Below are 23417 nucleotides of genomic sequence, written 5' to 3'. Positions count from 1 at the left end.
CCGGCATCCTTCTGGTCTCTTCATGCCGTCAGGTGCCGTTTGAAACAACAAAGCCGCCTGACGGCGGCTTGTTGACATGATGATCTGTCGAGCCGCCCTTTACAGGTAGGCCCAAAAATACGTTGCGGCGGTGGTGATGCGCGTATTGATCATGGCCAGTCTCATGCGCCTGTCCCGAATGGTTGTCAAGCGCGATCATGGCGGGCCTTTTCATTTGGCGGTGATGTAGTAATCTCCATCAGGACATGGGGCGATGTCATGGCGAAAGCGTTACTGGTCAGCAGGCTGAGAAATGTGCTCCTTGATGAGGTGTTCGCGGAAATCGTCATATGGCAGGTGCCCTTTCCGGTAAGAGGGAGCAGCCATAATTTCAAATATAGCCTCGCGTTGGTCGCGTTCGGAGAATGTGTGCTGAGGTATGATAACGAAGCCGGGAAAGGCGACCATCGGCATCTGGATTCGGAGGAATTGCAATATGTTTTCAAAGATCTCGAACAGTTGCTCGCAGATTTTGGCGCAGACGTGAAAGGATGGCTGGATGGCAACGCTCAGGGTCAAGATAGAAACGCTTGAACAGTCGCTTGCGCGCGTCCTTGCCGAAACCAAGGCCGGTACGGAGGGCGGGCGGATTGCCGCGGAAAGCGTGTTGGCGTTTCCTTCCTGGGAGGTACTGCATCGGGTTCTCGCACCCAAGAGGCTTCAAATCGTGCAGGCGATGACCGGGCAGGGCGTGCTGAGTATCCGCGAAGTTGCCCGGCGCGTCGGACGCGATTTCAAGGCTGTGCATGGCGATGTCGAGAGTTTGCTTGCAGCTGGCGTGGTCGATAGATCGCAACCTAGCGGCGTCGTCTTTCCTTATGATCGCATTCATTTTGAATTCGATATCGAGGCCGCAGCCTAACTCATATGCTGGAAGCGCACGGCCATGCGTAGTCGTGGAATAGCCTCCTCAATGTTCTCCGTCGCAGAGCCCGTGATTGGAAAGCGAGCGGATCACGTAGCAATCCTCGATCGCGTGGCCGCCGTCGCAGCGGGAGACGATCCGTTCCAGTTCATGCTCGAGTTTCCTCAGCTTGGCGATCTTGTCGCGCACGCTTGCAAGATGGTCGGCTGCGATCCGGTCGGCATTGCCGCAAGGCTGTTTGGGATGTTCGCCAAGTGCGATCAGTTCGCGGATCGCCGAGATGTCGAGGCCCATTTCGCGCCCGTGGCGGATGAAGGTCAGCCGCTCCAGATCCTGTTTTTCGTATCGGCGCTGGTTTCCTTCCGAGCGCTCGGCGGCTGCAATCAGCCCCATCTGCTCGTAATAACGGATAGTCGGCACCTTCACCCCGGTCCGTTTCGAAAGATCACCGATCGACAGCATGAAACGCTCCAAACCTATAGTCTCTGGAGCTTTAGATAGGCTTTTGGCGATTGAGTGCAAGTGGATGTCGGCGCCAGTTTGCGCGCGTTGTCCATCGCCGTTTCGGCAGATCACAGTGGCCTGCCCGAAAAGATCGTTAAATCAGAGGAGCTTGCAGCCTGCGGGATCGAAGGGCCGCCGCGCCGAATTTCAGGGTCAGGCGAATTCGGCGTAAAGGGTCTGGACCCATTGCTGTGAAGCAGATGCTGCCTGGGGTGCATCAGGCGCCGCGTCGCCGGCCTTCATGCCCCACAGCGCGCTTGCCAGGGCACTCGACAAGTTTGTGCTGCTGCCGGTGAGGCCGCCTTGCGATCGCGGTGTTGAGGCCGTGCTGACCTGGGGCGCTTCCTCCTGCTTGCGCTCCACGTCCGCAGTCCGGCTCGGATATTGATAGCCACTAAGGCCACTATCGATCTTCATGGCACTCGCCCACGTCAATATTGGTTAACCAATAGTTAACGTGCGAACCTTGCGCGAGGCTTGCGTCACTTGGCGCGCTGGCTCCGTAAGGGCTTGACAGGCGAGGTGGTGCTTATTCGTTTTGGCGAAAATATATGCGGAACTGCAAGCTTAGGTATGTCGCCCGCGTTCCATCCGGTTGCCGTTCAGGCGCCGAAGCGCTGTTGAAGCGATACGATCTCGGCCTTCAACCTCTCCCGGTCCGGCTCGAAGGTTAGTGTTTCTAAGGCTCTCTGGGCCGCCATCGCGGACAACCGACCAGCGGCAGCGCGGAGCGCCGGGTCGCCAGCATCTGCAATGGCTGTAAGCGACTTCTGCAGGCGAATGGCAATTTCGACCACGCCCGCACCATCGCGTGCGGTCGCCATGAAGGCCGCATCCACCAGATCGTCCTCGCTCAGCCCGGCAACATGGACGCGAGGATGATCCGGCTCTTTCATCTCTGCGGGGTTTGATAGTTCCGATCGGCTGCACATCACCCGCACCAGCGCCGCCAGCACGTCGATCGCCGTACCGGGATCATTGATGGCTGATGACAGGGCGCGCGAGGAGATCTCCGACAGGGCAATCAGCCCGAAGCGCGGATCCTGGTCGAAGGCGCGCCGGTCGCCGACCGTGAATGCGCTGCGGATCTTCGCCGCAAGCGCGTCGGTCGCGTCCTTGTCCCTTGCCTTGTCCGCCGTCACCATGAAGGCGATCGGCGTTGCCGGATAACAATGGCTGCCCGCCATCTGCGGCACGAAGATCTCGCCCTCAGCCTCTTCGGCCACGGCAGAAAGCGTCGAAAGATCGAGATGTTGCAGATAACCGATCCGGTCGTGATAAATGGCGATCGCTCCGTCGGGCACTCGGTCGAGCGGGGCTCCGCCGAGAAGCGGTGCCTGCCTGTATTCGTCCATCGCCTCCTGCGCCGCCCGTTCAACCCGGCTGATCGTCTCTCCCATATTGCCGAGCCCGGCAAGGTGATCCATCCAGCGCAGCAGCGTGATGACGATCAGCGCCACGACGATCAGCGTCGCGATGAACAGCACGAACCGCCCACCCTCGCCATAAAGATCGGTATTGAGCGCGATCAGGCTGACCAGCGAAAACAGGAAGGCACCGAGAAAGGTGGAAAGTGCCCGTTGCGCCGTCGGATCCTCGAGCAATAGCCGTGCGGCACGCGGCGTGGCACTTCCGGCCGCCGTCGCCGTGGCGCTGACCAGCGTGCTCAGCGAAAACGTAGTGACGGCCAGCATGCTCGACGCGATGATCTGCAGAATGGCATCGACCGCATTGGCGCCGACGCTGCGCGTCAGGCCGGGCGGCAGGTAAGGCCCGACGACGATCGCCGCAAGTGCCGTCGATATACCGACGACGCCATATAACGACGCCCGGACCCAGAGCCGGCGCGACAGCTGGCTGGCCTTCCAGAGATAAGTGGAAATCACGAAGAGAGGATCCTGATATGCAAGAGATGGCGGATAGTTAGGCCACTCTGTCGGCATGGCAAGAGATCGGGAATGGACGTGCGGGGCCGGGTATACAACCCCGCACCATACTCAATCACATCTTGCCGGCAACCTTGATTGCGAAAGCGTATTCGAACGCAATCTCTTCAAGCCGCTGGAAACGTCCGGACTTGCCGCCATGGCCGGCAGCCATATTGGTCTTGAGCAGGATCGGTGCCGTGCCGGTCGTCATGTCGCGTAACTTCGCCACCCACTTGGTCGGTTCCCAATAGGTGACGCGCGGGTCGGTCAGGCCGGAGATCGCAAGGATCGGCGGATAGGCGCGGCCGGTGACGTTGTCATAGGGGCTGTAGGCGGCAATCCAGCGATATTCTTCTTCGGATTCGATCGGGTTGCCCCATTCGGGCCATTCCGGCGGCGTCAGCGGCAGCGTATCGTCGAGCATCGTGTTCAGCACGTCGACGAAGGGGACTGCGGCGATGATGCCGGCAAACTTTTCCGGCGCCATATTGGCGACCGCCCCCATCAGCATGCCGCCGGCGGAACCACCCTCGGCGATGATCCGGTCGTATGACGTGAAGCCGGTCGAAACCAAATGATCGGCTGCAGCGATGAAGTCCTTGAACGTGTTCTGCTTGTTCTCCATCTTGCCGTTTTCGTACCAGGCAAACCCCTTGTCCTTGCCGCCGCGGATATGGGCGATCGCATAGACGATGCCGCGATCGGCAAGCGACAGCGCATTGGTCGAGAACGACGCCGGAATGGTGATGCCGTAGGCGCCGTAGCCATAAAGCAGGCAGGGCGACGAGCCGTCGAGCGGCGTGTCGCGGCGGTAGAGCAGCGTGACCGGAACCTGTTCGCCGTCATGCGCCGGCGCCATCACCCGGCGGGTGACGTAGTCGTCTGGATTGTGCCCCGACGGCACTTCCTGGGTCTTCAACAGCACCCGCTCGCGCGTCACCATGTCATAGTCGAAAAGCTGCGACGGCGTCGTCATCGACGAATAGGAAAACCGGATCATGTCGGTATCGTATTCGGCGGACCCGGACAGGCCGAGCGAATAGGCCTCCTCGTCGAAGGCGATCGCGTGTTCCTCGCCTGACTGGCGGTCGCGGATGACGATCTGCGGCAACCCGTCCTTGCGCTGCAGCCAGATCAGGTGGCGTGCATAGGCCATGTGGGAGATGATCAGCCGGCCCGGTTCATGCGGCACGATCTCCTTCCAGTTTTCCTTGCCCGGTGCGGCAACCGGCGCCTCGACGATCTTGAAATCCTTGGCGTCGCCGTCATTGGTGAGGATGTAGAAGACATCGCCGCCCTCGGTCATCGAGTATTCGATGCCTTCCTCGCGCTCTGCCACCAGCTTCGGTTCGGCGAGAAGGTCTTTGGTCGACAGCAGACGGTATTCCGACGTCTCGTGATCGTGGATGTCGATATAGATGAAGTCGTCGAGCAGCGAACCGCCGACGCCCATGAAGAAACCGGCATCCTGTTCTTCGAAGACCAGCCGGTCGGAGGATTGCGGTTCACCGACGATATGGTGGAAAACTTTCGAGGGCCGGTGGTTCTCGTCCTGCAGCGTGTAGAAAAAGCTCTTGCCGTCCGGCGCCCACACGCCGTCGCCGGCGGTATTCTCGATCACGTCGGAGAGGTCTTCGCCGGTCGACAGATTGCGGATACGCAGCGTGAAATATTCCGACCCCTTGTCGTCATAACCCCAGATACCGTGGCTGTGGTCGGTCGAATGATCGATGCCGGCGAGGCGGAAATAGTCCTTGCCTTCGGCTTCCTTGTCGCCGTTCAGCAGCGTCTGCTTGCCGCCGCCGTCGCGCGGCGTGCGGAAATAATGCGGCTGTTCACCGCCGGTGACGAATAGCGAACCATAGGCGAACGGGCCGTCTTTTGCCGGAACGGAGCTGTCATCTTCCTTGATGCGGCCGCGCATCTCCGCAAACAGAACCTTCTGCAACTCGGCCGTGTCGCCGAGTGCCGCCTCCACATAGCTGTTTTCGGCCTCCAGATGGGTACGGATCTCCGCGTCCAGGATCGACGGATCCTTGAACATCGCCTGCCAGTTATCGGCGCGCAGCCAGGCATAGTCATCCGAGCGGGTAATGCCGTGGCGGGTGTCGGAGACCGGCTTCTTCGGAGCGACGGGCGCTGCGGGCAGATTGGCGAAAGGCGTTTTGAGGGAGGGGGCCAAGGAAGCACTCCGGTATGAAAGGAAGGAGTGCCAGAGATAGGTTGCCGGGCAGGCGGAGGCAAGCCGATGATGGCCTTGGAATTTGGAGAGGAGCGGTTATTTCTCGTCGCGCGGCTTCTGGTTCGGTAGCACGCCGTCCCGCCAGCTCTGCCAGTAAACCACGCCTATAGCCATGCCTACGCCGACAACGGGCATTACAAGTGCGATGATCTGCTCGGTCGTCATTTGCTGAGTCCTCTGAGGATCCAACCTCCCGCCAAATGTAATGCAATGCCCCATAGAAAACAACCTGTGGGGGCTGCGGCAAGCCAGAACGGACTGATCTGCGGACTTACGTCACCATAAACGACGCGGATGATCGGCGTGAAGACGCCAACCAGCATCACCCCGATCCCGATATTGTTGAGAAATGTCGCGCGCAGCTTGATCTGTTCTTTCTTGGCATCTGAAAGCGCCTGTTCCACCATTCGTTTCCCGCTCACCACCTCGTCTGTTCACATCATGGTATTTCTCTCATAGGTTGGTGGTCAATCGTATGCACCTCTCCTAGTTTCTGCGCCATCAACGTCCATATGAGTAGGAACGACATGAAGAAGTGGCTGTCGGTGATGGCTTTCGCCCTGTTTTCCGCGTCTGCGGCCCATGCCCTTGACGCCCGCGTCGAGAGGCAACTGAACGCACTTGCCCCCGAGGAGCGGCGCGAACAGCGTTGCGACATGGAGGCGATGGACCAGATCCGCAAGACCGGCGACTACCGTCCCGACAAGGTGATTGCCTATACGTTCGGCGACACCGCGGAAAAGGGCGACTCGATCAAAGCCCCCGGTGCCGTCTTCCGCAGCAAGGGTGAGTGGTACCGCCTCAAATACCGCTGCATGACCGGCGAAAAGGGACTGAGCATCGTCACGTTTGACTACAAGATCGGCTCGATGGTCGAACGCGACCTCTGGAACAGATATTACCTTTACGACTGAGCCGGTTCCGGCCGGTCGAGGGCGAAATCGTCGAACCATGCCTGTTTGTCGCCTGATATCATTGCCCCGATCATTCGGGACGCGAGATAGGAAAAGGTGATGCCGTTGCCGCCATAACCATAGGCGGCAAAGATACCGGAGGCTCCCGGTACCGGGCCGATCAGCGGCAGACCGTCAGAGGTCTCGCCGAAGGCCCCACACCATGCGTCGGCAACGGAAAGATTCGCGTCGGGCCAGAGCTTCGCCAGCTTCTCCTGTAGTTTAAGGATTTTCCCTGGCAGCATCGCATCGCGCTTGTCCGGATCGGCGATTTCTTCGTCTTCGCCGCCGATGATGATGCGATTGTCCATCGTCATCCGCATATAAAGATAAGGCTCCGCCGCCTCCCAGACGAGTGCCCGTTGCGGCCACAGACGGTCCGGCTGCTGTGGTGTGGTGGAAAGCGCGAAGCTGGATGAAGTCCTATGGCACGCCGGCATGACGAAATGCGGCATCACATAACCGGTGGCCAGAACCACATGGCGGGCGTCGACGACATATTGCCCCGATGTCTCGATCACGACGCGTCTGCTTTCATCGTGAAAATGCAGCGCATCCGCCGCGATGACACGCGCACCGCGACCCGCCGCGAGCGCCAGCAGCGACCAGCTGAGCAGCAGCGGATCGGCTTCCGCCGAACCCGGCGACAGGATTGCCGCCTGACGGTCGAAACCGAAGTCCCGGCGAAGCTCCGTGTGGGATAAAAGTGAACCCGGCAGGCCGGCGCGATGGCGAAGGGCAAGCTCTTCCCGCAGCGCCGTTTCGCCGATATCGGCCGCTGCCAGATAAAGCGTCGGACGTGGCGAGAATGCGCATGCGAGACGATGGTGTGTGACAAGCTCCGCCAGCCCCGCAACGGCTGCATGACTGCGGCGATAGACACCGGCCGCAGTCTCGAAACCGTAGAGACTGGTCAGCTCTGCAAGCGAGCTGTCGGTTTCCCATTGCAGCATGGCGGTACTTGCGCGGGTGCTGCCGAAGCCCGGTCGCTCGCGATCGATCACCACCACGTCAAGGCCGCGGGCGCTCAGGTGTTCGGCTGCGAGAGATCCGGTAATGCCAGCGCCGACGATGGCCACATCGGTCTTGATGCTCTCGGACAGTTGCGCGCGCCCCGGTAGCCTTGCCGATGCTCCACCGGCCGTCCCCCAGGGGGAGTGGCCGGTGGTCAGGTCGTCATGGTCGGTGTCATGGAAATTCAGATCGGATGAACTCAAGGCCGGTTCTCGCGGTGGGAAGATGTCAGACGGTGACGGACGCCCGACTCAGCCCGGCAGGTTCGGTACCGTCTTGCGTTCTGGAAACAGCTCGCTCAGCACCGTCATCAGGATCAGCGACAGGGGAAGGGCGAGCATGGCTCCGACGGCTCCCCACATCCAGGTCCAGAACAGGATGGCGAGGAAGACGACAAACGGGTTGATCTCCCATTGCCGGCCCATGATTGCCGGAAAGATCAGGTTCTCCATGGTCAGATGCACCGTAAAGAACAGAAAAGCCGGCAAAAGCGCCAGGATGATCGCGTCATGGGTCAGGATGCCGGCAATCGCCACCGAGATTGTCATCAGCGTGATCCCGAGAAACGGGATGAAGCTCGACAGGAAAGCGAACATGCCCCACAGCACCGGCATGCTCAGCCCGCAAAGATAGGCAATCAGCGTCATCACGATGCCGAGGCAGAAATAGACCACGCTGGCCGTGGCGAAATAATAGCCGAGCACGTGGTCGATGGAATTCAGCACGCGGATGGCGATAAGCCTTTGCCGACGACGCGGAAAGGCGAGGATGATCGTGCGCCGCAGCCTCAGTCGGCCGTAAAGGAACAGCAGCAACGCTGCAAAGAAGATCAGTCCCTGCACGATCGCCGGCGTCAGGTTGGAGGTCACCACGCCGAGAATATTCGTCGAGTTTTCGAGCAGCTTGTCCATCGACATCGGCCCGGTCTCGAAACTTGCCGGCGAGATGTTGAGCCACCGCTGGCTTTCCAGGAAGGGCACGAGGCGGTCATAGGAGCGCTCGACGAAATTCGGCCCCTCCTGCATCAGTGTCGCAACCGGTTCGGCAAGCGCATTGGCGATCAGAAACACGACGAGAAAGACGAGCGAGGAGAGAATGACGGCAATGCCGAACCGCGGCACGCCGGCCCGGCCGAGCCTGTCGGCCACCAGACCGAGGATCAGTCCGACGACAACGGCAAGCGTCACCGGGATCAGGATCAGCGCCATATAGTGGACAAGTGCAAAGAAGATGATGGTGAAAATGCCGATCACCGCCCAGGCCATGGCGACCTCAAGCGCCTCCCGGCCCAGCACCAGCGGTGCTTCTGGATCTTCCAGCCCGTCATCGCCGGCGGCAAACGCCTCACGCCGATGAAAGGCGAAATCCGCCGCACGTCTCTTTGTTTTGGCTCCGCTGCGCGCGCTGATCGTCGTCATGTTGTCCCCTTATCGCCCCATGCCTGCCCGAGAACGCAAAAACGGCGCTCCGGTTCCGGAACGCCGAGTGTTTATTAGCTTTTGGGCAAGCCCGGCGCCCATCAGGCCGGCGGGCAAAGGAACGGGTGTCAGGCGGGAAGCGTCAGGCCGATGCCCCACGGGTCCTTGAGCGTGTAACCCTCGGCCGTTTTGGTCGTGGCGATTTCCTGGCTTTCCAGTGCCGCAAGTGCCGTCGTCAACGCATCCTTGTCGTTGAAGCGCACGGTATAATCGGAAAGCCCGGTCATGTTGTCCTGGCGGGCGGAGGCGCCGCGGCTGTTCCAGATATTTGCCGCGATATGGTGGTGGTAGCCGCCGGTGGCAAAGAAACTGGCGCCCGGATACCGCGCCATGATCTTCAGGCCCAAAACGTCGCGGTAAAATTCGTCCGCCTGCGGTATGTTGCCGACCTGCAGATGGATATGGCCGACCGAAGCGCCCGGCGCCATGCCGTGCCAAGCGCCCTGCGGGGCCGAATTGTAGAGTTCCTGCAGGTTCAGCCTGTCGGTTGCCATCTGCACGGTACCGTCGGGGAAATAGGTCCATTCGTCCGGCCGGCGGTCGCGGTAGATTTCTATGCCGTTGCCTTCCGGATCGGAAAGATAAAGCGCTTCGGAGACCAGATGGTCTGAGGCGCCGTCGAGCTGAACACCCTTGTTGGCGGCACTCGCCAGCCAGTGGGCAAGCTCGCTGCGGTTCGGCATCAGGAAGGCGGTATGGAACAGGCCAGCGGCCTGTCTCGGGGCGCGAGCAACGCCGCTGCCCGTCGTCAGTTGCAGAAGCGGCAACCCGTGGGCACCCATCAGCACGCCGCTTTCGCCCTTTTCGATGACCGACAGGCCGATGATATCGCGGTAGAAAGCGGAGACGGTATCGAGGTCGGTCACGACCAGATGGGCACGGCCCACATGGGCCGGACGCGTCAGCGCGAATGCAGCTTCGGAAGAGTTCGTCATCAATGATCTCCATGACGGCCCGCAATACGGCCCAGAGGCGGCCAAGCCGTGTTGGTGAAGTTATCGCCTATCGCCATCGTTCACGAAAGTCGAAAAATGGGAGAAGCTTCGTTCTAAAATAGTTGACGATCAAGCTTGATGCGAATCAAGGCGGCGGGTGTAAGCTGCGTGAAAATACCGGGGTTAGGAGATACTCGATGTACAAGACGATCCTTGTCGCGATCGATACTGCGCAGATGGAAAAGGCAGAGCGGATACTCAGGCAGGCCGGGCAGCTCTGCACCGGCGGCGGCCGTGTGCTGATGATCAATATCGTCGAGGAACTGCCGGCCTATGTGGTGTCGGACCTGTCGGTCGACATGCTGGTCGACGCCCGCAGGAAGGCCGAGGAACAGCTGGCGGCGCTGCGTGAAAAGACCGGGGTGACGGCCGATATCGAAATCCGCCAGGGCGCGCCGGCAAAGGAAATCCTGGCCGCAGCCGAGGCGGCGAAAGCCGATCTCATCGTCATCGCCTCGCATGTGCCGGACCTGACCAACTATATCATCGGCGCAACCGCCGACCGCATCGTCCGCCACGCGAAATGCTCCGTCCTGATCGATCGCTAATCGATCTCGACGGCTGGTGATCGGTCGTCCGCCCGTCGGTTTGGGCATTGCCGGCAGGAACACCGAATTTTTCCCGTCTGAACGCAATGTGAGGTCGGCCGGCATGTGCACGACTTGCCTTCCGGCCCGGTCACGAGCATTCTGCCGGCGGACGGAGACGATCTGGTTTCATGAGCGAGTTTTTCAATTTCGGGCGTCACTACGATCTTCATGAGATCATCGCGGACGGCATCGTCCACGGGGTCGGGATCGTCTTTGCGCTGATCGGTGCCACGGCATTGATCTTTTATGCCACCATCTGGTCGAGCCATGGCGAGCTTGTTGCCGCCTGGATCTACGGTCTTGGCCTCGTCCTCTGCCTGTCGGCCTCGTTCACCTATAATATCTGGCCGCATTCGCGCACCAAATGGATCCTGCGCCGTCTCGATCATTCGGCGATCTTCATTCTGATCGCCGCCACCTATACGCCTTTCCTGCAGCGTGGCGCCGCCGGCGATCCGTGGATCGCCTTCATGCTCGCCGCCATCTGGACGACCGCAATCGTCGGCGTTTCGCTGAAATGTTTCTTTCCCGGCCGCTACGACAGGCTCGCCATCCTTCTTTATCTCGCCATGGGCTGGAGCGGTGTCGTCGTCATGGAAGAGGTGTCGCAATATCTTCCGCCCGTCACCGTCTGGCTGATCGTCATTGGCGGGCTGATCTATTCGCTCGGGGTGATCTTCCACGTCTGGGAGAAGCTGCGTTTCCAGAATGCCATCTGGCACGCTTTTGTGGTCGCAGCCGCAGCGGTCCATTACAGCGCCGTGATGACCTGCTTCAGTCTCACCGGCAACGGTATCTGACCTCCTCACCCTTTGTTGCCGATCGGCGCATTTTTCTCGACAGGTTCGGATCGTCTGCTAAAGTGGATGCGTGAACACTATAATGGACGACACGATGACCGCCACCCCCACTATCCGCGATGCGGCCCAGGCCGATCTCCATGACATCATGGAGATCTATAACGATGCCGTGGTCAATACGACGGCGATCTGGAACGACACGCTTGTCGATATCGAGAACCGCCGTGCCTGGTTCGAGGCTCGCAAGGCGAAAGGTTATCCGGTTCTGGTGGCGCAGCTCGACGGCCATGTGGCCGGTTACGCCTCCTATGGCGACTGGCGCGCCTTCGACGGTTACCGTTTCACCGTCGAACATTCCGTTTATGTTCACCGAGATTTTCGCGGCCACGGCCTTGGCCGCAAGCTGATGGAAGAGCTGATCGCGCAGGCTGCCTCGAACGGCGTGCATGTGATGATCGCCGCAATCGAGGCGGAGAACGCCGCCTCGATTGCCCTCCATCAGTCACTCGGTTTCCGCATCGCCGGCAAGTTTTCCGAGGTCGGCACCAAGTTCGGCCGCTGGCTGGACCTCACCTGCATGGAACTGAAGATCTCGAAAGCCTGAATGCGGCACAGCCGCAGCTGATCATGACCGCCGCCATCGGTATCTTTCTCCGTCTGGAAAGACGCGATGGCTGAGGGGACGGATCTTGGCAGACATCTTGAGGATTTCGTCGACGGGCTGGTAACATCCGGCCGTTACGAAAGCCGCGATGCAGTGCTGAAGAAGGCCTGGCAATTGCTCGAGCGTCGCCGAAAAATGTCAGCGCGATCTTCTCCCATGTCATCGAAGACACGGTGTATGTCCTCCACATCCTCAACACCGCCCAGAATCACCATGCGATACTGTTTCCCGGCGATCCGGCATGGCAGGTTTAGTCTCTGCCGCGGGAGGGATCGATAGTCCCGTCGCGTTCCTTCAGCACCGCGATAAACGCCCTCAGTCCGGCCGGCACGTGCCGGTGTCCGGGATAATAGAGGCACAGTCCGTCGATCAACGGGCACCAGTCGGAAAGCAGCGTCACCAGCTTTCCCTGAGCCAGACGATCCGCCGCCACATGTTGCGGAACATAGGCGATGCCGAGACCGGAGGCGGCGGCCTGTGCCATCAACTCCGTGTCGTCCAGGGTGAGCGCGCCCGGAACATCGATTGTCAGTTCTTCCCCATGCCGCTCGAATTCCCAGCGATAGAGTTTTCCGCTCGGCATGCGCAGCCGGATGCAATCGTGCTGCAGCAGATCCTCAGGTGACGAGGGTTCCCCGCGGCTGCCGATATAGCCTGGCGAGGCAACGGCGATAAACCGTGCCGGCCCGCCAAAGGGGATGGCGATCATGTCCTGCGGCACGGTCTCCCTCAGCCTTATCCCCGCATCGAACCCTTCCGCCACGATGTCGATCAGCCGTCCGTCGCTGACCAGATCGAGCTGCATGTCCGGATACCGGGAGAGAAAGGTCGGGACGGCGTGGTCCAGCAACCCGCGGATGACGATATTGCTGCTGTTGATCCTCAGCGTTCCGCTCGGGCCGCCGCGAAAGTCGTCGACCGCCTCCAGCGCCGCATCGAGTTGCCGAAGTGCGGGCCCAAGCGTTGCCGCCAGCCGCTCTCCCGCCTCGGTCGGCGAGACGCTGCGTGTCGTCCGGTTGAGGAGCCGCACGCCCATTCGCGTCTCAAGGCCCCGCATCATGTGGCTGAGCGTCGAAGGCGACAGGCCGAGTTCGTCGGCGGCCTTTCGAAAACTGCGATGCGCAATGATCGCCGTATAGGCGGTAAGGTCGTTGAGGGTCGGCTTCTCATTCATGGCAAAAATTCACCGGGCTATGCAGGATTGAACGGCTTATAGCATGAGTAGTGTCGCCTTATCTCCTGTTTCATCACCACGGTCTGGCGGTGAACGACAAAGGAGAAAATCATGTCGAATACCTGGTTCATTACCGGCACATCCTCCGGCTTCGGCCGGCTGCTCACCGAAAAGCTTCTGGCACGCGGCGATCGCGTTGCGGCAACGCTCAGACGTCCGGATGTGCTTGACGACCTGCGCGCCACCTATGGCGATCGATTGTGGATCGCCAATTTGGACCTGACGGATGTCGATGCGGTCCACGCCACCGTCACCCGTGCCTTTGGCGCACTGGGACGGATCGATACCGTCGTCAGCAATGCCGGCTACGGCCTGTTCGGCGCGGCAGAAGAAGTTACCTCCGCCCAGATCCGTCACCAGATCGACACCAACCTGATCGGCTCGATCGAGCTTATCCGCGCCGCCCTGCCGCATCTGCGCGCTCAAGGGGGCGGCCTGATCCAGCAGGTCTCTTCCGAAGGCGGCCAGATCACCTATCCCAACTTCTCGCTTTATCATGCGACCAAATGGGGCATCGAAGGTTTTGTCGAGGCGGTCGCCAAGGAAGTTGCACCCTTCGGCATCCGTTTCACCCTTGTCGAACCGGGCCCGACACGCACCGACTTCGGCAAGGGACTGGTCTCCGCAGAGCCGATGGACGTTTATGAGGATACGCCGGCAGGTCAGGTCCGCCGCGCCATCGCCAATGGCGGCTTCGATATCAACGGCGATCCGGACAAAATGGCGGAAGCGATGATTGCCTGTGCCTGCCTCGAAACGCCGCCATTGAGACTGGCGCTGGGCGGCTCGACCTATCCGTCGATAAAGATTGCGCTGGAAGCACGGCTGGCGGAACTCGAAGCCCATAAGGAGACGACGATTGCCATGGACTTCGACGATTGATCACACCGCGCGATCGAAGCGTCATTGAACCTCAACGCATGTCGGGCAAAGATGGCTCTTCGATTCTGTGAAGGCCGTTGAGAGGAAAACCCATATGCCCGATATCGTCCGCATCACCAGTGACGAGCTTGTTGTTGAAGTATCCTCGCTCGGTTCCGAAATGCAGTTGTTGCAGACGACCGATGGCCGTGATTTCCTCTGGAACGGCGATGCCGCGTTTTGGGCCGGCCGCTCGCCGGTCCTTTTCCCGATCGTCGGCAAGGCGCCGGACAACCGTATCGCGGTCGATGGCGCCACTTTCGAGATGGGCCAGCACGGATTTGCCCGCCGCAGCGAGTTCACGCTCGCCGACGCCAGCACCACCGCCTGCACGTTCGAGTTATCCTCGTCCGAGGCAACCCGGAAGGTGTACCCGTTCGAATTCCTGCTGTCGCTCACCCATTCTCTCGATGGTCACCGCCTGACGGTGACGGCCGAGGTTGAGAACCGCGACACCAGGCCCATGCCCTTCGGCCTTGGTTTCCATCCGGCCTTTCTCTGGCCGTTGCCGGGCGCCGGTGACGTGCCGCATACGATCACCCTTGAAAACGGTGCCGAACCCCTGCTGACGAGGCTGGAGGACGGCCTCGTCACCGAAGGCAAACTGCCTTCGCCCTTCGACAAGGGAAAGCTGACGCTGTCCCACGACCTGTTCGCCGCCGATGCGATGATTTTCGCCGAAGGCGCGGGAACCGCGCTCACCTATGCGGCGCAGGGCGCTCCAAGCCTGAAATTTTCCTTCGACAATCTGCCCAATGTGGCGCTCTGGCAAAAAGTCGGCGCTCCTTTCATCTGCATCGAACCCTGGCATGGCACGGCGGCAGAAGCGGGCGGTTCTGCCGAGATCGCAAAACGTCCCTACACGACGATATTGCCGGCCGGGGAAAAGGCGCAGTTTGCGTTTTCGGTCGAATTGGTCTTCGGCTGATCCCGCAAGTGCCGTCGGTGCTCCTCGGCTGAGACATTTTGAACCGGTTTAGTCGGATACTGTCTCAGCTAAACTCGCGAAAACGTTATGATTTGCCCCATTTCATGCTGCGTTGCGACATAATTCGCCTCAGTTGCCGTGTTCTTCTCGCAGTTGCGAAATGATCGCTCCCCTAACCCCCGCCGGATCGAGGACATCCTCATGAGATCCGACGTCCGGCTAGCACGAGGAACAGACCATGGGCGACCTTTTGAAAGGCATCTCCAGTTTTCGCGGTGCAGTTTTTCCCGACAATTCGGCACTTTATAAAAAGCTCGCTAGAGAGGGACAAAGCCCTCAGGCGCTGATGATCTCCTGCGCTGACAGCCGGGTCATGCCGGAAACCATCACCCAGTCCGGGCCGGGCGAACTGTTCGTCTGCCGCAATGCCGGCAATATCGTGCCGCCGTTCCAGACCATGAATGGCGGCGTCTCCTCGGCGATCGAATATGCCGTCGTGGCGCTCGGCGTGAGAGACATCATCGTCTGCGGCCATTCCGATTGCGGCGCGATGAAGGGACTGTGCCATCCCGAACTGCTGGGTGCGATGCCGAATGTCGCCGCCTGGCTGAAACACAGCCATGCCGCCCATTCGATCGTCTGCGAGGCCTATCCTGAGACGCTGGACGAGAAGGAAAAGATCCGCGCCGTCGCGATGGAAAACGTCGTCGTCCAGCTTGATCACCTGCGTACCCATCCTTCCGTCGCCGCCAAGCTCGCCAAGGGTGAGGTGACGCTGCATGGCTGGTTCTTCGATATCGAGACCGGCAATGTGCTGATCTATGACGGTGCCGCCTTCCGCTTCACCGAAATCGAGGACGGACAGCCGCTCCCCGTCGCCGTCACCGGCCGCGAAGTGCCGCATATCGTGCCGTTTGCGCCGCGGGGGCAGATGGCGGACGGGGCAAAGAGAGCCGCAACCGCGGCCCGTTCCTGACGCTGCCCGGCTGCAGTATTGACGCTGAACCATCCGCACGGGGCCTGAGCCCCGTGAGGCCCTTCCAACCGTGATGTCGAGGCCATGGCCGCCCCGGATGACGACCGCTGGTGGCGGATCGTCGCCAGGCGCCGGACACGCCTTGGCTCAAGATCCGCAGCAACAAGGTTGAGATTAAAAAAATGGTTCTCCCGCAGTCCGCCCGTCTTCCCCGCATGCTCGGTTACATCGGCTGGCCGCTTGCCCTGCTTTTCATCTGGGACATTGCCGTCACCATTGCCTATGTCTACCTGCCGCATCCGGGGCTTGATCTTCCGGTCCTGCCGATGAGCCTTCTGGGCTCGGCACTCGCGCTGTTCCTCGGTTTCAGAAACAACAGCGCCTATGCCAGATGGTGGGAAGCCCGCACTTTGTGGGGCGCAATGGTCAACTCGTCCCGCTCCTACGGCCGGGAAGTCTACCATCTGATCGACAGCACACCAGAAAGCGACAAGCTGAGGCACGATCTCGTCGTCCGCCAGATTGCCTATGTCAACGCCCTGCGCTGCCATCTGCGTCGCCAGAAGCCCTTCGAGGATATCGCCAATTTTCTGCCCGACGATGAGATGAGAGATCTGGAAGGGGTGTCCAACATACCCAACGCGATCCTCAACCGGACCGCTGAGCTTCTGTCTGAAGCGGCAAAGCAGGGATGGATCGACACGTTCAGGCGCGTCCAGATCGAAACCCTGCTGGTCGACATGAGCAATGCCCAGGGCGGAATGGAGCGTATCAAGAACACGCCTCTGCCGCGCGAATACGGTTATTTCCCAACCCTCTTCGTGCATTTCTTCTGCGTTCTGCTGCCGATCGGCCTTGTTGATACGCTGACCATCTACACGCCGCTCGCCTCCTCGGTCGTCGGCTTCATGATGCTGGCCATGGACAGGATCGGCGCCGACCTGCAGGACCCGTTCGAAAACCGCGCCCATGATGTGCCGGTCACCTCGATCTGCCGCACCATCCAGATCGATCTGGAACAGCTGATCGGCACGACCAAACCGGCCAAGCCGCTCCAGCCGGTCGCAAACGTGCTCTGGTGAAAGCGTCGGTGAGCCGCATTCTCCGCCGGCTCACTTGGCCAGGCAATCCATTCTGTCTTTCTGCCGCAGAACTCCGGTTCCGCGGCAGGAAAGCAAGACGCAATAGCCGGAAATGTCTGGGCAGTACGCGTAAGACTAAAAAATAATTTAATAAAATTTAAGTATTTAATTAATTGCCGCACCATAGCAATCGGCCCACGTTAAACTTCCAGTTCTTGTGGGAATTGCCATGTTGAAATCAGCAAAGATCAGAACTTTACTTCCAAGCCTGTTCGGACTGACCCTTCTATTGATCGTCGTCCAGGGTGTATTGGGCATCCGCTACGTCGCCGAGATGGAGACCCAGGCTGACAATATCAATCGTCGTATGGACCGGTCCCTGACCATTTCGTCGATCGACGGACTGATGGGCGATATCCGCCGATACTACCTGATCATGATGACGGCCGACACGGCGGAACAGCGCCAGAGCCAGCTGGACCAGATAGCGAAGAAGCAGATAACCCGCGACCAGTCCCTCGACAAATACGGGGCGAGCATGACCATTCCGGCCGCAAAGGCGAAATTCGCCGAATTGCGCGCCTTCGTCACCGAGTTCGACACGCTGGGTGCAAGCTTCATCAAGGCCGTCGAGAGCGGTAACATTGCCGAAGCCAAGACGCTGACCAACGAGATGACCAGCAAGGGCACGCAGGCGGGCCTCGGCCTGGACGCGCTGGTGGGCGACAACGTTGCCCGCGGCGTCGAGGATAGACAGCGGGCGGCTGACGCGGCAAATTCGGCCGTCATCGCCACCGTCATCGGCATCCTCGTCTCGGTGGCGATTGCCGGCGGTGCGGCCCTGATGAGCATCATGCGCGTGACGCGGCCGATTTCCCGCATCACCGGTGCCATGAACCTGCTTGCCTCGGGCAATAGCAGGATCGAAATCCCCTTTGCCGGGCGCCGTGACGAGATCGGCGACATGGCGGCGGCCGTTGCCGTGTTCCGCGACAACGCGCTGGAACGTGAACGCCTGGAGCGCGAGACCGAGGCCAACCGTTCGCTCAGCGAAAGCGAGCGCCTGGCGCGCGAAGAGCAGAAGGCCAGGGAAGCGGCCGATGTCGCCTTCGCCGTTGATAGCCTGGCGCTCGGTTTGCAGAAACTGTCCGATGGCGACATCGCCTTCGACCTGCAGCAACCCTTTGCCGGCAGGCTCGACCAACTGCGGGTGAACTTCAACGAATCGCTGGGCAAGCTCAACGCTGCCCTGCATGCCGTCGGCGAGAATGCCCGCCTGATCGATGCCGGCGCCAATGAAATCCGTCAGGCGGCCGACGATCTCTCCAAGCGCACCGAGCAGCAGGCCTCCTCCGTCGAGGAGACGGCCGCAGCGCTCGAAGAGGTCACCACGGCCGTCAAGGATTCCGCCGTTCGTGCAAGCGAGGCCGGCAAGCTGGTCGCGGACACCCATGTCAGCGCCGAGCGCTCCGGACACATCGTCGAACAGGCGGTTGCCGCCATGGAGGCGATCGAGGTTTCGTCCGGCGAGATCGGCAATATCATCGGCGTCATCGACGACATCGCTTTCCAGACCAACCTTCTGGCGCTGAATGCCGGCGTCGAGGCTGCCCGTGCGGGTGAGGCAGGCAAGGGATTTGCCGTCGTTGCCCAGGAAGTGCGCGAACTGGCGCAGCGCTCGGCCAATGCCGCCCGCGAGATCAAGGCGCTGATCAATGCCTCCGGCGACAAGGTTCGCGACGGGGTCGATCTCGTCGGCCAGACCGGCCGTGCCCTCGAGGCGATCGCCGGCGACGTTCAGAAGATCAACAGCAATGTCGGCCAGATCGTCGTCTCCGCCCGCGAACAATCGACGGGCCTCTCCGAGATCAACGCCGCCGTCAACCAGATGGACCAGGGCACCCAGCGAAATGCCGCCATGGTCGAACAGACCAATGCCGCAAGCCACAGCCTCGCCAAGCAGGCGAACGACCTGATGGACCTTCTCGCCCAGTTCAAGCTGGCCGACAGGAAGGGCGAAATCCGTGCGGCCACACAGGCCTCCGTCGCCGTGGCGTCACCGGCACGCGGCATGCGCGCCAGGCTTGCCTCCGCCTTGGGCGGCAGTGCTGCGGCGAGGCAGGAATGGGCGGAATTCTAATCCAATCCGCCTGCCTTAACGACAAAGGACCGCCCGGGGGCGGTCCTTTTTTCGTTTCGGCAATGGCTGCCGATCCTATTCAATCGGCGTGAAATTCATCGAATGGCCATTGATGCAATAACGCAGGCCGGTCGGTGGCGGGCCGTCGGGGAAGACATGGCCGAGATGGCCGTCGCATGTGGCGCAGCGGATCTCGGTGCGGACCATGCCGTGCGATGCGTCGCGCAACTCGATCACCGCATCCGGCTTGACCGGTGCGAAATAGCTCGGCCAGCCGCAGCCGGAATCGAACTTGGTGTCGGAGACAAACAGCTCTTCGCCACAGCCGGCGCAGCTATAGATGCCCTTTTCCTTGGCGTTCCAGTACGGCCCGGTAAAGGCGCGTTCGGTACCCGCCTGGCGCAGGATGCGATATTGTTCCGGCGTCAGCTCCTCGCGCCACTCGGCATCGCTTTTGGAGACTTTCGGTATTGTCTGGGACGACATGGGGGCTCCTTCGGTGTTCTTTTCGCTTGAACCATAGATAGTCGGTCGAACGCTGTGAAAAAAGGCCTGCCTTGCGTGATCGATATCCGGTTATGCTTGAGCCCTGCTGCTCTTTCCCCTAGAAAAACCGGGGAGCAACCATCGGCGACATCGTTGGTTGGAAAAGACGAGGGGAGAAAACATGGCCGCCAGCGCGCCGGCATGGACGTTTATTGCGCTCTTCCTTCCCTTGATTGCCGCTTTGCTGGCGCCGACACTTGCCGCCCGTTTTGGTGACAGGGCCGCCTGGATCGTCGCCGTCGCACCGGCCCTGAGCTTCCTGCATTTCTGCAGTTTCTTGCGTGAAATATCCTCCGGCGAAGTGGTGACCGGCGGTTATGCATGGGCGCCGAGCTTCAACCTTTCCTTTTCCTGGTTCATCGACGGTCTGTCGCTCACCTTTGCCCTGCTGATCACCGGCATCGGCACGCTGGTGGTGATCTATTCCGGCGGCTACATGAAGGGCCACCCCCATCTTGGCCGCTTCCTCTCCTTCATCCTTCTGTTCATGGGCGCGATGCTCGGACTGGTCGTTTCCGACAGTTTCCTGATGCTGTTCGTCTACTGGGAGCTGACCTCGATCACCTCCTTCCTGCTGATCGGCTTCGATCATCAGCGCGAGGCCGCACGCCGCGCCGCACTTCAGGCACTCGTCATTACCGGGGCGGGGGGGCTGTCGCTGCTCGCGGGGCTGGTCTTTCTGTGGAACATTACCGGCGTCACCCAGATGTCGCTGCTCGTCCATCTCGACGATGCCGTCCGCATCAGCCCCTTCTACCTGCCTGCACTGATCCTCGTGCTCGGCGGTGCCTTCACCAAGTCGGCGCAGTTTCCCTTCCATGCCTGGCTGCCGAACGCCATGGAAGCACCGACGCCGGTCTCCGCCTATCTGCATTCCGCCACCATGGTGAAAGCCGGCGTCTACCTGCTGATGCGGCTCAATCCGGTGCTGGGCGGCACGCCAGCCTGGGAAATCCTGCTGCCCTTCTTCGGTGGCATCACGCTCATAACAGGCACGCTGATCGGCATCCGCCAGACGGATCTGAAGCGCATGCTCGCCTATACGACGATGGCCTCGCTCGGGTTGCTCGTCATGCTGACCGGTTTCGGCGTCCCCCATGCGATCGAGGCGGCGGTGCTTTATCTCGTCGCCCATTCGCTGTTCAAGGGCGCGCTCTTCATGGTGGCCGGCGCCATCGACCATGAGACCGGCACGCGCGAACTGCCGCAGCTCGGTGGCCTTGGAAAGGCGATGCCGATCACTTTCGCAGCCGGACTTCTCGCCGCCTGCTCGATGGGCGGGCTGCCGCTGTTTGCCGGTTTCCTCGCCAAGGAGGAAATCTATGCCGCCCTTTTCGCCGGCAATCCGCGTGCCGTGTTTTTCACGCTGGTGGCGATTGTCGGCAATGCGCTGATGCTGGCGCTCGGTTTCGGCGTCGGGGTGAAACCCTTCATCGGCGAGAAAAAGGACACGCCGCTAAAACCGCATGAAGCGCCCCACGAGCCGCCCCACGAGCCGCCATTGTCGCTCTGGCTCGGTCCGGTCGTGCTGTCGGCGCTCGGCCTTTTCTTCGGCCTGTTTTCCGTCATCCTGCATGCCTATGTCTCCTCGCCGATGGCAAGCGCCGTCACCGACGAGCCGATCGTGGTGACGATCAGCACCGTACCGCATTTCAGCCTGCCGCTTCTCCTGTCGGTTCTGACCGTGGCACTCGGTGTGCTGGTCTACCTGAAACTCGACCGCGCCCGGCAGATCATGGCCGAGGTGCTGGAAAATCTCGGCCCCGGCCCGGATCGCTGGTTCGACCGGCTTCTGTCCGGCCTCATCCGCGTTTCCGTGTCGGTGACGCGGATCACCCAGCCCGGCCGGCTGGAGATCTACATCACCGCCACATTTGCCATGGTGGCGCTGGCGCTGCTTGTGCCGCCGGTCGTGTTCGGCGAACTGCCCGACATGCCCTCCTGGCCCGACCAGCTGCTGGTTCAGGAAGGTGCCTTCTTTGTTCTGGCAGCGCTCGGTGTCGTCGCCGTCCTGTGCGCCGGCGATCGGTTGACGGCAATCGTTGCCCTCGGCATCCAGGGATTTGCCATCGCGGTGATCTTCCTGCTGTTCGGTGCGCCCGATCTGTCCTTCACCCAGTTCATGGTCGAGACGCTGTCGGTCGTCATCCTGACGCTGGTGATGACACGGCTAAGGCTTACGGTCTCCGATCGCCGCCCGGTCGCTCAGGTCGTGCTCGATTCGGTGATTGCCATCGCCTGCGGCCTCGGTTTTGCAATGCTGCTGCTGAAGGCGGTCGGCCGCCCCTTCGATTTCGCCCTGAGCGAATTCTTCAACAGCTATTCGAAGGTGATCGCCCACGGTGCCAATGTCGTCAACGTCATCATCGTCGACTTCCGCGGCACCGATACGCTGGGCGAGATCGCGGTGGTGATGATCACCGGCCTGGCAGTGCTGGCGCTGATCAAGCTTCGGGTGGGGAAAGAGGAAAAGCGATGAACATCCAGGCTTACCCCTCTCTGCCCTGCCGGGCATCTGACCGAAGAGGTCTTGCCCCATGAACACCCTCATCCTGCGCACCGTCGCTCCGGTGCTTACCGCCCTGATGTTGCTGTTTTCGGTTTTCGTGCTGTTGCGCGGCCATAACCAGCCGGGTGGCGGTTTTATCGGCGGGCTGATCGCGGCCTCGGCTCTGGCAATCTTCGGCATCGCCCATGGCCCGGGCGCCGTCCAGCGGGCGATCCGCTTCCATCCGATGGCGATTGCCGGCGCCGGGCTTTTTCTGTCGACGATCTCCGGTCTCCTGTCGCTGGCATCCGGTGTGCCCTTCATGAGCGGCTTGTGGATCTATCCGCATATTTTCGGGATCGAAGTGCCGCTCTCGACTGTCATGTCCTTCGATATCGGCGTCTATCTGGTCGTGGTCGGTTCGATCACCTCGATCGCGCTGTCGCTCGAACTGGAACCGCAAGACGAAACCAAGGAAAACAACCTCAAGCAAAACAGGTCCGGGGAAAACAAGCTGAGAGAAAACAGGGGCAGGGGGAAAAAGCGCTGATGGAAACCCTGTTTGTCGGCCTGATCGGCCTGTTTTTTGCCGCCGCCATCTATCTCATGCTGTCGAAGTTCACGATCCGCATCCTGCTCGGCATCGTGCTTCTCGGCAATGCGGTCAATCTTCTGCTTTTCACCAGCGGGCGCCTGACGCGGGAAGTGCCGCCGATCATCCCCGAAGGGTCCGCAACGCTTGCCGCCACTGCCGCAAACCCGCTGCCCCAGGCGCTGATTCTGACGGCAATCGTCATCTCGTTTTCCTTCTTCGCCTTTCTTCTCGTGCTGACCTACCGGGCGTTCGAGGAACTCGGCACCGATTCGACCGATGAAATGCGACTTTCCGAGCCGCGCGACGAACCGCTGCCGCCGATGGGATACTGAAACAATGAACGCCATTCTGATTGTCCCCCACTGGCCTGCCGGTTGTTGCCCCGACAAGGTGAGCGGCCGAAAGCGTGGCGTGGATGATGGGCACGGGTTGTCG

26 protein-coding genes and 1 pseudogene are annotated in these 23417 nt (G+C 60.8%); 15 read left to right on the top strand and 12 right to left on the bottom strand.

Going from position 1 to position 23417, the window contains the following annotated elements:
* Positions 1-28: 28 nt before the first annotated feature.
* Positions 29-199, bottom strand: coding sequence for a hypothetical protein (locus AC2GXZ_RS07115; protein WP_483758458.1), 171 nt, complete (start codon positions 197-199; stop codon positions 29-31).
* 59 nt (positions 200-258) lie between these two features.
* On the opposite strand from AC2GXZ_RS07115, the gene AC2GXZ_RS07110 reads away from it, so the two are divergent.
* Both AC2GXZ_RS07110 and AC2GXZ_RS07105 read left to right on the top strand, forming a co-directional pair.
* Positions 259-573: a toxin-antitoxin system TumE family protein gene (locus AC2GXZ_RS07110; RefSeq protein ID WP_483758457.1), complete on the top strand. Its 315-nt coding sequence runs from the start codon at positions 259-261 to the stop codon at positions 571-573.
* A complete protein-coding gene (locus AC2GXZ_RS07105; protein ID WP_483758456.1) occupies positions 539-901 on the top strand; it encodes an HVO_A0114 family putative DNA-binding protein in 363 nt (120 codons plus the stop codon). Before AC2GXZ_RS07110 ends, AC2GXZ_RS07105 begins: the two co-directional genes overlap by 35 nt.
* Positions 902-949: 48 nt before the next feature.
* Here the strand turns inward: AC2GXZ_RS07105 and AC2GXZ_RS07100 are convergent, their stop codons facing one another.
* The 6 genes from AC2GXZ_RS07100 to AC2GXZ_RS07075 form a co-directional block, all read right to left on the bottom strand.
* Positions 950-1366: a MerR family transcriptional regulator gene (locus tag AC2GXZ_RS07100; protein WP_483758455.1), complete on the bottom strand. Its 417-nt coding sequence runs from the start codon at positions 1364-1366 to the stop codon at positions 950-952.
* A 195-nt stretch (positions 1367-1561) separates the two neighbouring features.
* Positions 1562-1825 (bottom strand): hypothetical protein, encoded by a 264-nt coding sequence (locus tag AC2GXZ_RS07095; RefSeq protein WP_483758454.1) that lies wholly within the window; start codon positions 1823-1825, stop codon positions 1562-1564.
* Between the two features lie 185 nt (positions 1826-2010).
* Positions 2011-3294, bottom strand: a complete 1284-nt coding sequence (locus AC2GXZ_RS07090; protein WP_483758453.1) for a DUF2254 domain-containing protein — start codon at positions 3292-3294, stop codon at positions 2011-2013.
* A 115-nt stretch (positions 3295-3409) separates the two neighbouring features.
* Positions 3410-5518: a S9 family peptidase gene (locus tag AC2GXZ_RS07085; protein WP_483758452.1), complete on the bottom strand. Its 2109-nt coding sequence runs from the start codon at positions 5516-5518 to the stop codon at positions 3410-3412.
* A gap of 96 nt (positions 5519-5614) precedes the next feature.
* Positions 5615-5743, bottom strand: coding sequence for a hypothetical protein (locus tag AC2GXZ_RS07080; RefSeq protein WP_483758451.1), 129 nt, complete (start codon positions 5741-5743; stop codon positions 5615-5617).
* Positions 5740-5982: a hypothetical protein gene (locus AC2GXZ_RS07075; RefSeq protein WP_483758450.1), complete on the bottom strand. Its 243-nt coding sequence runs from the start codon at positions 5980-5982 to the stop codon at positions 5740-5742. The genes AC2GXZ_RS07080 and AC2GXZ_RS07075 overlap by 4 nt, the downstream gene beginning before the upstream one ends.
* Positions 5983-6105: 123 nt before the next feature.
* Between AC2GXZ_RS07075 and AC2GXZ_RS07070 the strand changes: the two genes are divergently transcribed.
* Positions 6106-6492 (top strand): DUF930 domain-containing protein, encoded by a 387-nt coding sequence (locus AC2GXZ_RS07070; protein ID WP_483758449.1) that lies wholly within the window; start codon positions 6106-6108, stop codon positions 6490-6492.
* On the opposite strand, the gene AC2GXZ_RS07065 is transcribed toward AC2GXZ_RS07070, so the two are convergent.
* From AC2GXZ_RS07065 to AC2GXZ_RS07055, 3 genes are all read right to left on the bottom strand, one after another.
* Positions 6483-7748, bottom strand: coding sequence for an NAD(P)/FAD-dependent oxidoreductase (locus AC2GXZ_RS07065; RefSeq protein ID WP_483758448.1), 1266 nt, complete (start codon positions 7746-7748; stop codon positions 6483-6485). The two genes, AC2GXZ_RS07070 and AC2GXZ_RS07065, sit on opposite strands and share 10 nt — an antisense overlap.
* A gap of 48 nt (positions 7749-7796) precedes the next feature.
* Positions 7797-8963, bottom strand: a complete 1167-nt coding sequence (locus AC2GXZ_RS07060) for an AI-2E family transporter (RefSeq protein WP_483758447.1) — start codon at positions 8961-8963, stop codon at positions 7797-7799.
* A gap of 128 nt (positions 8964-9091) precedes the next feature.
* Complete coding sequence (locus tag AC2GXZ_RS07055; RefSeq protein ID WP_483758446.1) at positions 9092-9958, bottom strand: VOC family protein; 867 nt, start codon at positions 9956-9958, stop codon at positions 9092-9094.
* Between the two features lie 197 nt (positions 9959-10155).
* Here AC2GXZ_RS07055 and AC2GXZ_RS07050 point away from each other — a divergent pair, with 197 nt between their 5' ends.
* The 4 genes from AC2GXZ_RS07050 (at position 10156) to AC2GXZ_RS07035 (ending at position 12351) form a co-directional block, all read left to right on the top strand.
* Positions 10156-10566, top strand: a complete 411-nt coding sequence (locus AC2GXZ_RS07050; protein ID WP_483758445.1) for a universal stress protein — start codon at positions 10156-10158, stop codon at positions 10564-10566.
* Between the two features lie 170 nt (positions 10567-10736).
* Positions 10737-11408 carry a PAQR family membrane homeostasis protein TrhA gene (trhA, locus tag AC2GXZ_RS07045; RefSeq protein ID WP_483758444.1) on the top strand — a complete coding sequence of 224 codons (672 nt, stop codon included), beginning with the start codon at positions 10737-10739 and terminating at the stop codon, positions 11406-11408.
* 94 nt (positions 11409-11502) lie between these two features.
* Positions 11503-12012, top strand: a complete 510-nt coding sequence (locus tag AC2GXZ_RS07040; RefSeq protein WP_483758443.1) for an N-acetyltransferase family protein — start codon at positions 11503-11505, stop codon at positions 12010-12012.
* 66 nt (positions 12013-12078) lie between these two features.
* Positions 12079-12351 carry a ribbon-helix-helix domain-containing protein gene (locus AC2GXZ_RS07035; protein WP_483758442.1) on the top strand — a complete coding sequence of 91 codons (273 nt, stop codon included), beginning with the start codon at positions 12079-12081 and terminating at the stop codon, positions 12349-12351.
* Here AC2GXZ_RS07035 and AC2GXZ_RS07030 read toward each other — a convergent pair.
* Positions 12323-13246, bottom strand: coding sequence for a LysR family transcriptional regulator (locus tag AC2GXZ_RS07030; RefSeq protein ID WP_483758441.1), 924 nt, complete (start codon positions 13244-13246; stop codon positions 12323-12325). The two genes, AC2GXZ_RS07035 and AC2GXZ_RS07030, sit on opposite strands and share 29 nt — an antisense overlap.
* 111 nt (positions 13247-13357) lie before the next feature.
* On the opposite strand from AC2GXZ_RS07030, the gene AC2GXZ_RS07025 reads away from it, so the two are divergent.
* The 5 genes from AC2GXZ_RS07025 (at position 13358) to AC2GXZ_RS07005 (ending at position 19353) form a co-directional block, all read left to right on the top strand.
* A complete protein-coding gene (locus AC2GXZ_RS07025) occupies positions 13358-14188 on the top strand; it encodes an SDR family oxidoreductase (protein ID WP_483758440.1) in 831 nt (276 codons plus the stop codon).
* Between the two features lie 94 nt (positions 14189-14282).
* Positions 14283-15155: an aldose 1-epimerase family protein gene (locus AC2GXZ_RS07020; protein ID WP_483758439.1), complete on the top strand. Its 873-nt coding sequence runs from the start codon at positions 14283-14285 to the stop codon at positions 15153-15155.
* A 238-nt stretch (positions 15156-15393) separates the two neighbouring features.
* Entirely contained in the window at positions 15394-16131 is a 738-nt protein-coding gene (locus AC2GXZ_RS07015) for a carbonic anhydrase (protein ID WP_483758438.1), read from the top strand.
* Between the two features lie 182 nt (positions 16132-16313).
* Positions 16314-17213 carry a bestrophin family protein gene (locus AC2GXZ_RS07010; RefSeq protein ID WP_483758437.1) on the top strand — a complete coding sequence of 300 codons (900 nt, stop codon included), beginning with the start codon at positions 16314-16316 and terminating at the stop codon, positions 17211-17213.
* A gap of 229 nt (positions 17214-17442) precedes the next feature.
* Positions 17443-19353, top strand: coding sequence for a methyl-accepting chemotaxis protein (locus AC2GXZ_RS07005; protein ID WP_483758436.1), 1911 nt, complete (start codon positions 17443-17445; stop codon positions 19351-19353).
* A gap of 75 nt (positions 19354-19428) precedes the next feature.
* Here AC2GXZ_RS07005 and msrB read toward each other — a convergent pair whose 3' ends face one another.
* The gene (gene msrB, locus AC2GXZ_RS07000) at positions 19429-19839 is read right to left on the bottom strand and encodes a peptide-methionine (R)-S-oxide reductase MsrB (RefSeq protein WP_483758435.1); all 411 of its coding nucleotides are present in this window, start codon (positions 19837-19839) and stop codon (positions 19429-19431) included.
* A 181-nt stretch (positions 19840-20020) separates the two neighbouring features.
* Here msrB and AC2GXZ_RS06995 point away from each other — a divergent pair, with 181 nt between their 5' ends.
* The 3 genes and pseudogenes from AC2GXZ_RS06995 (at position 20021) to AC2GXZ_RS06985 (ending at position 23314) form a co-directional block, all read left to right on the top strand.
* Positions 20021-22378 carry a putative monovalent cation/H+ antiporter subunit A gene (locus AC2GXZ_RS06995; RefSeq protein WP_483758434.1) on the top strand — a complete coding sequence of 786 codons (2358 nt, stop codon included), beginning with the start codon at positions 20021-20023 and terminating at the stop codon, positions 22376-22378.
* 58 nt (positions 22379-22436) lie between these two features.
* Positions 22437-22838: pseudogene (locus tag AC2GXZ_RS06990) on the top strand (Na(+)/H(+) antiporter subunit B); the annotation flags it as partial.
* Between the two features lie 98 nt (positions 22839-22936).
* Complete coding sequence (locus AC2GXZ_RS06985) at positions 22937-23314, top strand: Na+/H+ antiporter subunit C (protein WP_483758433.1); 378 nt, start codon at positions 22937-22939, stop codon at positions 23312-23314.
* Positions 23315-23417 lie beyond the last annotated feature (103 nt).

The organism is Aliirhizobium sp. YIM B11859, assembly GCF_057163345.1.
This window is presented reverse-complemented; position numbering and strand designations above follow the sequence as displayed.

Coding starts and splice junctions, on each gene's coding strand:
- AC2GXZ_RS07040 (WP_483758443.1), top strand. CDS start 11,503: ATGACCGCCACCCCCACTATCCGCGATGCGGCCCAGGCCGATCTCCAT.
- AC2GXZ_RS07055 (WP_483758446.1), bottom strand. CDS start 9,958: ATGACGAACTCTTCCGAAGCTGCATTCGCGCTGACGCGTCCGGCCCAT.
- AC2GXZ_RS07050 (WP_483758445.1), top strand. CDS start 10,156: ATGTACAAGACGATCCTTGTCGCGATCGATACTGCGCAGATGGAAAAG.
- AC2GXZ_RS07015 (WP_483758438.1), top strand. CDS start 15,394: ATGGGCGACCTTTTGAAAGGCATCTCCAGTTTTCGCGGTGCAGTTTTT.
- AC2GXZ_RS07110 (WP_483758457.1), top strand. CDS start 259: ATGGCGAAAGCGTTACTGGTCAGCAGGCTGAGAAATGTGCTCCTTGAT.
- AC2GXZ_RS07030 (WP_483758441.1), bottom strand. CDS start 13,246: ATGAATGAGAAGCCGACCCTCAACGACCTTACCGCCTATACGGCGATC.
- AC2GXZ_RS07025 (WP_483758440.1), top strand. CDS start 13,358: ATGTCGAATACCTGGTTCATTACCGGCACATCCTCCGGCTTCGGCCGG.
- AC2GXZ_RS07100 (WP_483758455.1), bottom strand. CDS start 1,366: ATGCTGTCGATCGGTGATCTTTCGAAACGGACCGGGGTGAAGGTGCCG.
- AC2GXZ_RS06985 (WP_483758433.1), top strand. CDS start 22,937: ATGGAAACCCTGTTTGTCGGCCTGATCGGCCTGTTTTTTGCCGCCGCC.
- AC2GXZ_RS07035 (WP_483758442.1), top strand. CDS start 12,079: ATGGCTGAGGGGACGGATCTTGGCAGACATCTTGAGGATTTCGTCGAC.
- AC2GXZ_RS07020 (WP_483758439.1), top strand. CDS start 14,283: ATGCCCGATATCGTCCGCATCACCAGTGACGAGCTTGTTGTTGAAGTA.
- AC2GXZ_RS07070 (WP_483758449.1), top strand. CDS start 6,106: ATGAAGAAGTGGCTGTCGGTGATGGCTTTCGCCCTGTTTTCCGCGTCT.
- AC2GXZ_RS07080 (WP_483758451.1), bottom strand. CDS start 5,743: ATGACGACCGAGCAGATCATCGCACTTGTAATGCCCGTTGTCGGCGTA.
- AC2GXZ_RS07005 (WP_483758436.1), top strand. CDS start 17,443: ATGTTGAAATCAGCAAAGATCAGAACTTTACTTCCAAGCCTGTTCGGA.
- AC2GXZ_RS07095 (WP_483758454.1), bottom strand. CDS start 1,825: ATGAAGATCGATAGTGGCCTTAGTGGCTATCAATATCCGAGCCGGACT.
- AC2GXZ_RS07115 (WP_483758458.1), bottom strand. CDS start 199: ATGATCGCGCTTGACAACCATTCGGGACAGGCGCATGAGACTGGCCAT.
- AC2GXZ_RS06995 (WP_483758434.1), top strand. CDS start 20,021: ATGGCCGCCAGCGCGCCGGCATGGACGTTTATTGCGCTCTTCCTTCCC.
- AC2GXZ_RS07060 (WP_483758447.1), bottom strand. CDS start 8,963: ATGACGACGATCAGCGCGCGCAGCGGAGCCAAAACAAAGAGACGTGCG.
- AC2GXZ_RS07105 (WP_483758456.1), top strand. CDS start 539: ATGGCAACGCTCAGGGTCAAGATAGAAACGCTTGAACAGTCGCTTGCG.
- AC2GXZ_RS07010 (WP_483758437.1), top strand. CDS start 16,314: ATGGTTCTCCCGCAGTCCGCCCGTCTTCCCCGCATGCTCGGTTACATC.
- msrB (WP_483758435.1), bottom strand. CDS start 19,839: ATGTCGTCCCAGACAATACCGAAAGTCTCCAAAAGCGATGCCGAGTGG.
- trhA (WP_483758444.1), top strand. CDS start 10,737: ATGAGCGAGTTTTTCAATTTCGGGCGTCACTACGATCTTCATGAGATC.